General features: G+C 74.2%; 8 protein-coding genes. 5 read left to right on the top strand and 3 right to left on the bottom strand.

All coding sequences use genetic code 11. From position 1 onward, the window contains the following. Window positions 1–23: 23 nt before the first annotated feature. Window positions 24–1241 carry a glycosyltransferase 87 family protein gene (locus tag N5I75_RS20545; protein WP_476679343.1) on the bottom strand — a complete coding sequence of 406 codons (1218 nt, stop codon included), beginning with the start codon at window positions 1239–1241 and terminating at the stop codon, window positions 24–26. Window positions 1242–1336: 95 nt separating this feature from the next. Further along, entirely contained in the window at window positions 1337–1819 is a 483-nt protein-coding gene (locus N5I75_RS20550; protein ID WP_476679344.1) for a MarR family winged helix-turn-helix transcriptional regulator, read from the bottom strand. 123 nt (window positions 1820–1942) lie between these two features. Here N5I75_RS20550 and N5I75_RS20555 point away from each other — a divergent pair, with 123 nt between their 5' ends. Continuing rightward, on the top strand, window positions 1943–2356 hold the full coding sequence (locus tag N5I75_RS20555) for an organic hydroperoxide resistance protein (protein WP_476679345.1): 414 nt from the start codon (window positions 1943–1945) through the stop codon (window positions 2354–2356). A gap of 26 nt (window positions 2357–2382) precedes the next feature. On the opposite strand, the gene N5I75_RS20560 is transcribed toward N5I75_RS20555, so the two are convergent. After that, window positions 2383–5856, bottom strand: coding sequence for a bifunctional glycosyltransferase/CDP-glycerol:glycerophosphate glycerophosphotransferase (locus N5I75_RS20560; RefSeq protein ID WP_476679346.1), 3474 nt, complete (start codon window positions 5854–5856; stop codon window positions 2383–2385). A gap of 101 nt (window positions 5857–5957) precedes the next feature. On the opposite strand from N5I75_RS20560, the gene N5I75_RS20565 reads away from it, so the two are divergent. The 4 genes from N5I75_RS20565 to N5I75_RS20580 all read left to right on the top strand — a co-directional run bounded on the left by N5I75_RS20565 (window position 5958) and on the right by N5I75_RS20580 (window position 12238). Then, window positions 5958–8060, top strand: a complete 2103-nt coding sequence (locus tag N5I75_RS20565; RefSeq protein WP_476679347.1) for a bifunctional glycosyltransferase/CDP-glycerol:glycerophosphate glycerophosphotransferase — start codon at window positions 5958–5960, stop codon at window positions 8058–8060. 69 nt (window positions 8061–8129) lie between these two features. Then, on the top strand, window positions 8130–10226 hold the full coding sequence (locus tag N5I75_RS20570; RefSeq protein ID WP_476679348.1) for a hypothetical protein: 2097 nt from the start codon (window positions 8130–8132) through the stop codon (window positions 10224–10226). Then, the gene (locus N5I75_RS20575; protein ID WP_476679349.1) at window positions 10223–11380 is read left to right on the top strand and encodes an acyltransferase family protein; all 1158 of its coding nucleotides are present in this window, start codon (window positions 10223–10225) and stop codon (window positions 11378–11380) included. Before N5I75_RS20570 ends, N5I75_RS20575 begins: the two co-directional genes overlap by 4 nt. Window positions 11381–11419: 39 nt before the next feature. Beyond that, window positions 11420–12238 carry a TylF/MycF/NovP-related O-methyltransferase gene (locus tag N5I75_RS20580; RefSeq protein ID WP_476679350.1) on the top strand — a complete coding sequence of 273 codons (819 nt, stop codon included), beginning with the start codon at window positions 11420–11422 and terminating at the stop codon, window positions 12236–12238. Window positions 12239–12282: the final 44 nt, after the last annotated feature.

Here is a 12282-nt window from a genome sequence, read left to right on the forward strand (position 1 = left end):
ATGGGTTTGCGCCTATTGTCCGATTAATGAAACGCCTTCCACAGCGCACGGAACGACATCCACACCGCCGCCACGAGCAGCGCGTTCCGTACCGCCATCACCCCGACGCCCGCCCACGTCCCGGCGATCACATCCCCGTACAGGACCGGGTACGCGAGGCCGCTCAGCGCCGCCGCCGCGAGCACAAGGAGCGCGACCGGCCGCTGTGTCGTGCGGCGCGAGGTGAGGCAGACCGCCGCCAGGCCGAGCAGCCAGACCAGGTACTGCGGGCTGATCACGCGGCTGGTGACGGTGAACATCAGGACGGCGCAGAGTGCGGCGTCGTAGGGGGTCGCCTCCGTGTGGTGCCGTGCCCGCAGCCGCCACCACAGGAGCACCGCGAAGGCCACCGCCGTCAGCGCGAGCGAAGTCGTCGCGATCGCGCCCACCCAGGGGCCGACGTACTCCATCGCCCCGTACTGGTACCGGACCCGCCCCGGCCACCCGGCGAGGCGGGCCAGCGCGAGCACCGTCCCGCCGAGCGACTCGATCTGCACGCCGCGCCCGCCCTGCCCGTTCAGGAACGACAGCGGGGCGCGGAAGACCAGCGCCAGGAGCAGCAGCATCGCCGTCGCGGCGGCGAGCGCCGTGCCCCAGACCTGGCGGGCCGTCCGGCCCCGTTCCACGCCGAGCAGGGTGAGCGCGGGCCACACCTTCACCAGGGCGCCGAGCGCGGCGAGCGCGCCGGAGAGGCGGGGGGCCCGGCCGAGGGAGAGCAGGGCGAGGACGGCGAGGGTGGTGACCTCGATGTCGTAGCGGGCGAGCGGCACGTGCAGGAGGAGGGGGAGGCCCGCCGCCCACAGCCAGGCGCCGCGCGGATCGCGGTCGCCGCGTGCCAGTACGTAGGTGACCAGCGCGTCCGTGGCGAGGGTGAGGGCGACGAACGCCTGGAAGTACGTGAGGCCGGGCAGCAGCGAGGGCGCGAGGAGCAGGGGGCCCGCGCCCGGCGGGTACTGCCACAGCGGGTCGCCGGTCGGGAACGTGCCCTGGGCCAGGGTCGCGCTCCAGTGCGCGTACCGGGCGTGCACCTCGCCCGCGACGCCGCCCACGCCCAGCGGATGTCTGCCGTCGATCACGAGCAGCGCGAGCATGGCGGCGCGCGTCAGCGCCCAGACGACGGGGAGCGCGGTACGGGAGGGGCGGACCCAGGTGTCGTGGACGGGGTCCAGGGCCGTCAGACGGTCTCGCGTGTCGATGGTCACGCTAGGGGAGCGTATGTTCCGTACGGGCGTATGTCTCGTATGGCCTGTATGTCCGGTACGGCGTCGCGGCGTCGCGGCGTCTCGGTGTGGAGCGGTCAGCCCAGCGTCGCCGTGTCCAGCGCCTCCGTCAGCCGGTTCAGGCGGCGGCGCAGATCCTCGATCTCCGCCAGTTCGAAGCCGGTCGCGCGCGCGATGGAGCGCGGGACCTCGGCGGCGCGCTCCTTGAGGGCGGCGCCCGCGTCCGTGAGGCTCACGTCGACCGAGCGCTCGTCGCGCGCGCTGCGTTCGCGCCGCACCAGACCGTTCGCCTCCAGGCGCTTGAGCAGCGGCGACAGCGTGCCCGAGTCGAGCCGCAGCCGTTCGCCGAGCCGCTTGACCGGGACCGCCGCGCCCTCCTCCCAGAGGACCAGCATCACCAGGTACTGCGGGTAGGTGAGGCCGAGGTCCTTGAGGAGCGTGCGGTAGACGCCGCCGAAGGCGCGCGACGCCGCGTTCAGCGAGAAGCAGATCTGGCGGTCGAGCCGGAGGAGGTCGTCGACCCGGGCCTCGGTCTCGGCAGCGGGGCGGGAATCGGTCATGCAATCAAGCCTATCCGAACAGGCGCGTTCAGTTGTGCACAACTTAATTGCGTGCCATAGTTGTCTCGTACGCGGAGCCCGCCGACAGCGGGCCTCCGACGAACTTCCGACGAAGGAGCCCTCATGGATGCCCTCTACACCGCCGTCGCCACCGCCACCCACGGCCGTGACGGCCGCGCCGTCTCCTCCGACGGTCTGATCGACCTCCAGCTCGGCATCCCCGCCGAGATGGGCGGCAACGGCCAGGGCTCCAACCCGGAGCAGCTCTTCGCCGCCGGTTACGCCGCCTGTTTCGGCAGCGCGCTCGGGCTCGTCGGCCGGGGCGCGAAGGTCGACGTGACCGACGCCGCCGTCACCGCCGAGGTCTCCATCGGCAAGCAGGGCGAGGGCTTCGGCCTCTCGGTCGTCCTCCGCGTCGAGCTGCCCGACTCGGTCGACGAGGAGACGGGCCGCAAGCTCGTCGAGCAGGCGCACCAGGTGTGCCCGTACTCGAACGCCACCCGCGGCAACATCGACGTCGACCTCGTCATCGAGTGACCGTCCGCCGTGTCTGAGGCGCCCCCTCAGCGCATGAGCCGTTCCGCGACGCGCGCCGCCGCGCCCCCGTCGTCCAGGTCGCAGTAGGCCGCGCGGAACGCCTCGTACGCCGCCGCGTGCCGGGGCGCCAGCGTGTCCAGGTCGCGCAGCGCCGACACCACCTCGTCCGTCGACGTGAGCAGCGGGCCCGGGGCGTGGTCCTCGAAGTCGAGGTAGAAGCCGCGCACCGTGTCCCGGTAGTGGTCGAGGTCGTAGGTGTGGAAGAGCATCGGGCGGCCGGTGTGCGCGAAGTCGAACATCAGGGACGAGTAGTCCGTGACCAGGACGTCGGCGAGCAGCAGGAGTTCCGCCGCGCTCGGATGGCCCGTGACGTCCCGGACGAACGGGGCCCGCGCCCCCGTCAGGCGGCCCGTCGCCTGCGGGTGCTTGCGGACGAGGAGGACGTGGTCGCCGGCGAGTTCGCGTTCGGCGGCGGCGAAGTCGAACGCGGGCTCGTGGCGGAAGCGGCCGGGGGCGTGCGCCAGGTGGTCGCGGTAGGTCGGCGCGTAGAGCACGATCCGCTTGTCCGGGGCGATGGCGAGGTCGCGGCGCAGCCGTTCGGCCCGTTCGCGGCGGGCGTCGGGCGCGGTGAACAGGATGTCGTTGCGCGGCGAGCCCGCCTGGAGGACCTCGCCGTCGTAGCCGAGGGCGCGGGACAGGTGCGGTGCCGACCAGCGGGACGGGGCGACCAGGACGTCCCACTGGCGGGAGAGCTTCGGCAGCAGCGCCAGATGGTCGTGGTCGGCGTAGAGGGTGTCGGTGAGGTCGGCGCCGATCCGCTTGAGCGGGGTGCCGTCCCAGGTCTGCACGACGGTCTGGCCCTCGCGGCGCTCGAAGAAGTCGGGGAGCTGGTGGGCGGTGACGATGCGGCGGCAGCGGGCGAGCGCCGCGTACCACTCGGCCGAGTGCTCCTCGACGCCGCGCGCGGTCGGCGGCACGTGGGTGCGGCCGTCCCGGGTCACCCAGAGGTGCTCGACGGCGGCGCCGCGCCGCACCAGTTCGGCGTGGACGGCGCGCGGCGAGTCCCCGTCCATGTAGAGCACGGCGTCCTGGAGGGGGAGCTGCCGCTGGGCCGGGTAGTGCCCGGTCCGCAGCCGGTGCCGGCGGTACGCTCCGCGATCGGCCGGCGGAAGAGCGGGCCCCACCTCGACGACCAGCCGGTCCCCGAAGCGCCGGTCGAGGGTGAGGTCGCGGGCGGAGTCCGGCCGGTGCCGCGGCAGTTCCGCGCTCACCGATGTCAGGACCCGTACCGGAACCCCGTCCCCGTGCCGGTCGTCGGGCTCCCGGAGGAAGGCGTACCAGCGGCCCTCCCAGAGCCCCGACGCGGTGATGGCCGCGCGGAAGCGGCCCGCCTCGTGCTCGGTCGGGGCCGTCAGCTCCTCGTTGGTCGTGCTGTGGCGCAGGACCAGTTCCGGGCGGGTCCAGGACGCGGCGGACGCCGTGCCCGCGACGACGAACGAGCCGTCACCGTCCCCGGACCATTCCACCTGGTCGGCCATCGGCTGCCGGGTCAGTTCGATGACGAGCTGGCCCTGGTCGTTGGCGGTGGCGCACAGTTCGCGGTCGCCCGCCTCGTAGCGGCCCGGCGGCAGGTCGAGCACCGCCGCCACCGAGCGGGACTTGCCGTCGGGCAGCCGGAAGTTGACCTGCCAGCGGTCGCCGTGCGGCGGCTCGACCTCCTTGGGCGCGCGGTGCGGGGGCGCGGGCACCTTGGCGAGCCGGTCGAGCGGGACCCGCACCAGGAACCGGCCGCCCGCGCACGTCACCGGGAAGTCGAACTCGGTGCCGGAGTGCTGGTGCGTCAGGCGCAGGGAGCGCGGCTCGATGCCGTTCAGGAGACGGCCGGAGAGGACCATGGCGCCGTCCTCGCCGCGGTGGTCGTCGGCGAGCGCCGCGTACGCCACCACCTTCAGGACGAGCCGCCCCTTGGTGTGGCCGAGGACGAGCCGCGTGCCGTCCCCCAGGTCACGCACGAGGTGCTGCTGCGTCGAGGCGTCCAGCGCGCGCAGCGCCGCGCGGCGCACCTGCCCGTGCCCGGCGACGACGACGCCGAGGTTCCACGTGCCGGGCTGCCACCGCCCCTTCACCTTCAGCTTCTCCGGGTCGATCGTCATGGCGAACCCGGAGTGGTCGTAGTCGTGCAGCTCCTGCCCGGAGTTGGCGGTGGCCGCCGGGTCGGCGACCGACCGGGTCGGGACCAGGCGTACCTGCGTGCGGCTGCCCTCGGCCCTGAGCAGGCCCGTGCGCACCGACTTCCCCGGCCGCCCCGCCGCCAGGTTCCGCACGTACGCGTACCCCGTCACCCGGAGCTTGCCGTCCGCGTCCCACGCCGCCTCGCGCACCCGCGCCACCACCGGCAGCTCCCGCTTGCCGATCCGCAGGAGCCGGTCGGGAAGGCGGGTCAGGCCGGGGTAGGCGGCGCTGCGCCGCAGTGCGCCGCGGACGTGGAAGGCGGTGCCGTTGCGGCGCTCGAAGGAGAGCAGCCGTACGAGGTCGTCGACGCGGCCCTCGCCGACCAGATGCCACTTCACGCGCAGGTGGAGGGGGAGCCCGTCGGCCGCCGCCGGATCCGCGCGGCGCAGGAAGTCGGCCGTGCCGTCGCAGAACGCCTGCCGGTACTCGGGCCCGCCCATCGGCAGCCCGTCGAGGAAGTACACGAAGTCGTCGCGCAGGCAGGACGTGTCGTACGTGCGCTTCAGCTCGGGCCGGTCGGCGAAGCTCTCGGCGAGGAAGCGGCTGACGTGGTCGCAGGCCGCGATCCGGTCCCGTACGCCCTTCACGTCGGTGCGGCGCCGGGTGATGGAGCCCTCGCGCACCCGCCAGTAGTAGACGTGGCTGTCGAGCACGTCGACGGACTCGGCGAGGAAGTGCGCCGGGATCATGACGGGCGTGTCCTCGTAGAGCCTGCCCTCGGGGAAGGTGAAGCGGTGGCGGTCCCAGAACGCGCGCCGGAACACCTTGTTCCAGGCGACGCGGTCGGCCAGGAGCTGGACGTCGCGGGTGATGTGGGTGCGCTCGCGGCGCCGGGTCAGCCACTTGTACTGCCAGGCCTGCTGCCGCCCGCGCTCGTTCAGCCGCCACACGTTGCCGGTCACGAAGTCGGAGCCGGTGCGGTCCAGGCTCGCGACCATCCGCTCGTAGGCGTCGTGCGGCACGATGTCGTCGCTGTCGACGAAGGTGAGGAACTCGGCGCCGGGGCCGAGCCGGCGCACGCCCGTGTTGCGGGCGGCGCTCAGTCCGGCGTTGTCCTGGCGGACGTAGCGGAAGCGGGGGTCGCGGTCCGCGAAGGCGCGGGCGATGCGCGGGCTGTCGTCCGTGGACCCGTCGTCCACGAGGACGACCTCGAACTCTGTGAAGGTCTGGGCGGCGATCGACTCCAGGCACTCGGCCAGATAGTCCTCGACGTTGAAGACGGGAACGACGACGCTGAGACGGGGGCGGCGGCCAGGCTCTTGTGACATTCAGCGTATTTGCCCGATAAGTCGCTGTATGACAACAGTTTCGGCGGTGCTCGCCCGTCTGGGCCAACACGGACCGTCCTCCTGAGGTAGCGTCAGGTTTTATGTCGCGTTCGTCCCGTTTCTCCGTCGTTGTCCCCGCCTATCGCGTCCAGGGCTACCTCCGTGAGTGCCTGGACTCCGTCCTCGGCCAGTCCCACACCGACTGGCAGCTGATCGTCGTCGACGACGCCTCGCCGGACGCCTCCGGCGCGATCGCCGCCGAGTACGCGGCGCGCGACCCGCGCGTGCGGGCCCTCGCGCTGCCCGCCCGGGAGGGGGTCGGCGCCGCCCGAACGGCGGGCCTGCGCGAGGCCACCGGCGACTACCTCCTCTTCCTCGACGCCGACGACACCCTGCTGCCCGGCGCCCTCGCCGCCCTCGACGCGGCGCTCACCGAGGCGGGCGACCCCGACGTCCTGCTCCACGACCACGACCGCACCGACTGGTGGGACAGCGTGCGCGCCAGCGGCGACGACCTCGACCCGGACGCGGACCCCCTCGCCGTCACCCCCGCCGCCTGGAACCGCGCCGTGCGCCGCGACTTCTGGGACGGGCGCGGCCTCGCCTTCGCCCCCGAGGGCCCGTACGAGGATGTGGTCCCGGCGTATCGCGCCGTCCTGGAGGCGGCCACCCTGGCGACACTGGCGCGCCCGTGCGTGCGCTGGCGCCGCCGCCGCGCGGGCGGCCTCGCGGGCAGCCCGGGGCGGCGGCACTTCGCGATCGTCGACCGCTACGAGGAGCTCCTCACCGGAGCCGCCGACACGGGCCGCGTCTTCCCGTACGCCGTCGCCCACGTCCTGCGCGTCCTCGACGACGCCACCCGCACCACCCCCGACGACCGGCCCGAACTGTTCCGCCGCGCCGCCGGCCTGCACCGCGCCCACCGGCCCGCCGGACACGTCCCGGCCGACGCGCGCGAACAGGCCCTCGCCACCGGGTCCTGGCCCGCCTACCTGAAGCAGGAGAAGGCCAGGGGGCGGAAGAAATCGCTGAGTTCCTCGCTCAAGCGGCACAAGAAGAAGCTCCGCACCCGCGTCATGAAGGCCGCCTACCGCACCGACCTGCGCACCGCCCGCCTCGACCCCCAGCTCGCCGTCTACGGCGCGTACTGGAACCGGGGCGTCAGCTGCAACCCGGCCGCCGTCCACGCCGCCGCGCGCCGGATCGCCCCGCACGTCAAAGGCGTCTTCGTCGTCTCGTCGCGGCACGAGGAACGCGTCCCGAAGGGCGTTCCGTACGTCATCGAGGGCTCGCGCCGGTACTGGCAGGCCATGGCCACCGCGAAGTACCTCGTCAACAACTCCTCGTTCCCCGGCGGCTTCACCAAGCGCCCCGGCCAGGTCTACCTCCAGACCCACCACGGGACGCCGCTGAAGAAGATGGGGCTCGACCAGCGCCGCTACCCGGCGGGCACGCACGGCATCAGCTTCGCCAAGGTCCTCGCCCACACCGACCAGTGGGACTACAGCCTCTCCGCCAACCCGCACTCCACCCAGGTGTGGGAGCGGGTCTACCCGTCGTCGGCGTACGCGCCCCTCGAACTCGGCTACCCGCGCAACGACGTCTTCTTCACCACCAGCGACGAGGAAGTACGGGCGCTGCGCCGCGCGTTGGGCATCGCCGACGGGCAGCGGGCCGTCCTCTACGCCCCCACCCACCGCGACTACCAGAAGGGCTTCCTGCCCCGCCTCGACCTGGCCCGGTTCGCCGACGCGCTCGGCGACGGTCACGTCGTCCTCGTCCGCGCCCACTACTTCTACGGCGCCGAGGCGGGGCTGGTCGACGCCCATCCCCGCCTCGTCGACGTCACCGGCCACCCCCGCGTCGAGGACCTGTGCCTGGCCGCCGACGCCCTGGTCACCGACTACTCGTCCGTGATGTTCGACTACGCCTGCCTCGACCGGCCCCTCGTCGTCTACGCCCCCGACTGGCAGGCCTACCGGCTGGCCCGCGGCACCTACTTCGACCTCCTGTCCGGGGAGCCCGGCGACACCCCGGGCGCCGTCGCCACCACCGAGGACGAACTCGTCGCCCTCTTCCGGGACGGCGGCTTCGACACCGCCGCGACGACCCGGCTGCGCGCCGCGTTCCGAGAGCGGTTCTGCGCGTACGACGACGGGGGCGCCGCCGACCGCGTCGCACGGAAGCTGTTCCTCGCCGGGTGAGGGGCGCGGCCGTCACCCGGGCGGTCCAGTGCTCGTGACCCGTGCGGGCGCGCCGGTGTTGGTCCCTGGATGAAAATCCTGAACCGCCCCTCCGCGCCGCCCGGACCGGCCGTCCCCGGCGCCCGCCGCCCCGCTCTGCCGCCCGGCACCCGGCCCCGTACGTGGGCGGCGTGGGCCGTCCCCCTCGCCGTGCTCGGCGGTACCGCGCTCGTCGCGGTCCGCGCCGCCGCGCTCGGGCAGTGGATCGTCGACGACGCCGCCGTCACCTTCGCCTACGCCCGCAGCGTCGGCGAGGGGCTCGGCCCGGTGCAGCAGGCGGGCGCCGCGCCGGTCGAGGGGTACTCGAACCCGGCGTGGCTGGCTTTGCTACTGGTGGGACGGGGGCTCGGCCTGTTCGACCACGGCGCCTGGTTCGGGGTGAGCGACCTCGCGCTGTTCCCGAAGGCGCTGGCCCTGCTCTGCGTCGCGGGCACACTGGCGTGCGTCGGGGGAGCGGCGCGGGTCGCGCTGCCCGCGCGGGCGTGGCTCGTCGTGCTCGGCACGGGCGGGCTGCTCGCCGCGAACGAGTCGTACGTGGTCTGGTGCTTCTCCGGCCTGGAGAACTCCCTGTACGGGCTGCTCGCGGCGGCCCTGGCGCTGCTGCTCGTACGGGCCGTCGTCGCGCGGGGCGGCCCCGCGTCCGGCGTCGCCTGCGGCGCGGGGGCCGTCGCCCTCCTCGCCGCGCTGACCCGCCCCGACGGGGCCGTGCTCGCCGCCGCCTACCCGCTGACCGTGCTGCTGCTGCGGCGCCGGGGCGCCCTGCGGGCGGCGCTGCTGAGTGTCGCGGTGTTCGGTGCCGGGTACGGCGCGTTCCTGCTGTGGCGGCACGCGGTGTTCGGCCGGTGGGTGCCGAACACGGCGGTGGCGAAGTCGCAGGCGCCGCCGTCGCTCGCGGAGCTGTCGAAGGCCGGGGACCTGCTCTCGTACGCGGGCTGGTCCATGACGCTGCTTTGCGCGGCCTGCGCGGGGCTCGTCCTCGGGCGGCGCGGTCCGGCCCGCCGGGTCGTCGCCGTCCTGGCCGTCCCGCTCGCCCTTACCCTCCTCGCGTACGGGGCGCTCGCGCGCGACTGGATGCCGCTGCACCGCTTCGCCACCCCCGTGTGGGTGCTCGGCTCGGCCGCCGCCGCGCTCGCCGTCACCGCCGTGGCGCACGGAGCGCGGCCCCGCACCCGCGCCCTGCTCTGCTGCGCCGTCGCGGGCGCGCTCGCGCTCTCCCTCGCCGGGCAGGCCGCGCGCGGCGCCGGGTTCCGGCGCGAGCCGACACTCTCCCTGTGCTGGGTCGCCGACCGCTACGGCCGCACGTTCGATGCCTACGCGGGCCGGCTCGCCCTGCGCCCCGGCGCCACGGCCGCCCTGCCGGACCTCGGCGGCACGCTGCTCACCAGCCGCCTGCGCGTCCTCGACCTGGCGGGCCTGACCGACCGGGCGATCGCCGACGCGTACGCGGCCCACGACAAGGCGGCGCTGACCCGGCACGTCCTGGACGAGGTCCGCCCCGCGCTGATCCACACCCACGGGCCCTGGACACCCAGGACGGGGCTGACGCGGGCCCGGCTCACGGCGGCGGGTTACGCGCCGCTGTACCGGGAGGGCAACGGCGGCGACTACGTCCTGGTCTCCGCTGTCCCGGCGGGCGCGAAGCGTGTCGCGGAGGTCCGTGCGTGGGCGGGCCCGCGCCTTGACCGGATGAACCGCGAGAAGCACGAGCGGCACGGCCACCTGGGCGACTGCGGGGCCAGACTGGTCCCGCCCGGCTCCACGGGCCGGCGTGCGACCACCGGCCGCCGGTCCGCCCCGCCCTCAGCGATCAGCCGACCCGCCCCGGCACCGGCCACCGGCCGCCGGTCCGCCCCGCCTGCGTCGACCAGTCGGCCCGCCCCGGCACCGGCACCGGCCACCGGCCGCCGGTCCGCCCCGCCTGCGTCGACCAGTCGGCCCGCCCCGGCACCGGCACCGGCCACCGGTCGTCACCCCGCGCCGGATGCCCTCCCGGCCCCGTCCCCGCCCACTCCTGATCCCACCCCCGGGCCCGGCCCCGGCCCCTCCCACGCCCACCCCATCCCCCTCGCCACCCCGCGCCCCGCCGCCCCCGTCGTGCCCGTCCTCGTCCGAGGAGCCCGTTCATGACCACCGCGCTGCTCCCCGCCCAGCCCTCCGCCTCGCCGAAGCGGCAGCGTCCCGCGCCGGACGGGCGGCTCGACTCGCTCACGGGGCTGCGGTTCCTCGCCGCGTTCGCCGTGTTCGCGCACCACTTCACCGGGGCGGGTCCGGGCGGCGGTGTCGCGCAGGCGCCCGCGCTGTTCCCGTACACGACGATGGGCGTCAACGGCGTCGGGTTCTTCTTCGTCCTGTCCGGTTTCCTGCTCGCCTGGGGACACCGGTCGGGGACCAGGGCCAGGGACTTCTACTCCCGGCGCGCGGGCCGCATCCTGCCGCTGCACCTGGCCGCGACCGTGCCGTGCCTCTGGGTGTTCCACGTGTGGGGCGGCGTCCCGTTCGACCTGCCGAGCTTCGTGGCGTCACTGGTGCTCCTGCAGACCTGGTTCCCCGGCGTCGTCCCGATGTTCCCGGGCAACGGCGTCTCCTGGACGCTCAGCGTCGAGGCGTTCTTCTACCTCCTGTTCCCCTTCGTCGTCCGGGGCGCCTACCGGCTCCGCACCCGCACCCTGCTCGCCCTCGCCGGGTCCGGCCTCGTCGCGATGTGGGCCGTCAACTGGTGGGCCGCGCTGCACCTTTCGCCGTCCCGGTGCGAGTGGCTGATGCGGCTGCCCGTGACCCGGCTCCCCGAGTTCGCGCTCGGCCTCGCGCTCGCCCTCGCCGTGGGCCGGGGCCTGCGGATCCCGCTGCGGCCCGGCGTCCTCGCCGCGCTCTTCGCCGTGTACACCGCCGGGTACGTGCACCGCGGCGCCTGGTGCCCCGCGTCCGTCGCCGCCCAACTGCAGTGGACCGTACGGCCGGTGGTCGCCCTGTTCTCGGTCCTCGTCATCGTCGCCTACGTGCAGCGCGAGCGCGCCGGGCGGCGCTCCTGGCTCCGCACCCCCGTCATGGTGCGGCTCGGCGCCTGGTCGTACGCCTTCTACCTGCTGCACCAGACCGTCAACCGGCTGATCCTCGACCACTGGGGCCGCACCCCGCCCACCAACCTGTCGGTGTTCACGCTGCTCGGCGTCGCGGGCGTCGTCACCGCCCTGTCCTGGGCGGCGTACACCTGCGTCGAGGAGCCCGCCCGGCGATGGTGGGCGCGGCGCCAAACCGCGCGGGGTGACCGGCCCTTGACCTAGCGTGACTTTTGCGGTGATATGCGCGTATTGTCCCGGGCCATGGCATGGAAGAAAGCTGTCAACGACGCCCTCCGGACGCTGACCGGATACCAGTTGACCCGGCCGCGGCTCCCCGCCCCGCGCGCCGAGGCCCCCAGGCCCCCGCGGCCCGCGCCGCTCGCACCCCGGGGACCGAAGGAGCTGAACCTGCCCGTCGACTACGACGACGAGGCCAAGGAGACGATCCGCGCCGTCAAGCCGTGGACCATGACGTCCCCGGAGCGGCTCAACGCGTTCATCCTCGCCACCCGCCACGTCGTGCGGCACGACATCCCCGGCGCCGTCGTCGAGTGCGGCGTGTGGCGCGGCGGCTCGATGCAGGCCTGCGCGAAGACACTGCTCGGCAGCGGCGTCACCGACCGCGACCTGTACCTCTTCGACACCTTCGAGGGCATGACCCCGCCCACCGACGAGGACCTGCGCCGCGACGGCACCCCCGCCGCCGACCTCCTCGCCCGGCACGACAAGTCCAAGGCGATCTGGGCGTACGCCACCCTTGACGACGTCAAGTCCGGCTTCGAAACGGTGCCTTACCCCGCCGAGCGCGTCCACTACGTCCAGGGCAAGGTCGAGGAGACCGTGCCCGGCGAGGCGCCCGAGAGCATCGCGATCCTGCGCCTGGACACCGACTGGTACGCCTCCACCAAGCACGAACTCGACCACCTCTACGACCGGTTGGTCCCGGGCGGCGTCCTCCTCATCGACGACTACGGCTACTGGCAGGGCAGCCGCCAGGCCGTCGACGAGTTCCTGGAGCGCACCGGCGAGCGCCTGCTCCTGCTGCGCATGGACGAGGGGCGCATCGCGGTCAAGCCGTGACCGCCGCCGCGACCACCCGTATGGCCCAGGCCGGGTGACCGGGA

The organism is Streptomyces sp. R818 (assembly GCF_056172735.1).

What these genes read in the sequence shown, in the direction of transcription:
- N5I75_RS20550 (WP_476679344.1), bottom strand. Translation starts at nt 1,819, where the DNA reads ATGACCGATTCCCGCCCCGCTGCCGAGACCGAGGCCCGGGTCGACGAC.
- N5I75_RS20555 (WP_476679345.1), top strand. Translation starts at nt 1,943, where the DNA reads ATGGATGCCCTCTACACCGCCGTCGCCACCGCCACCCACGGCCGTGAC.
- N5I75_RS20560 (WP_476679346.1), bottom strand. Translation starts at nt 5,856, where the DNA reads ATGTCACAAGAGCCTGGCCGCCGCCCCCGTCTCAGCGTCGTCGTTCCC.
- N5I75_RS20565 (WP_476679347.1), top strand. Translation starts at nt 5,958, where the DNA reads ATGTCGCGTTCGTCCCGTTTCTCCGTCGTTGTCCCCGCCTATCGCGTC.
- N5I75_RS20570 (WP_476679348.1), top strand. Translation starts at nt 8,130, where the DNA reads ATGAAAATCCTGAACCGCCCCTCCGCGCCGCCCGGACCGGCCGTCCCC.
- N5I75_RS20575 (WP_476679349.1), top strand. Translation starts at nt 10,223, where the DNA reads ATGACCACCGCGCTGCTCCCCGCCCAGCCCTCCGCCTCGCCGAAGCGG.
- N5I75_RS20580 (WP_476679350.1), top strand. Translation starts at nt 11,420, where the DNA reads ATGGCATGGAAGAAAGCTGTCAACGACGCCCTCCGGACGCTGACCGGA.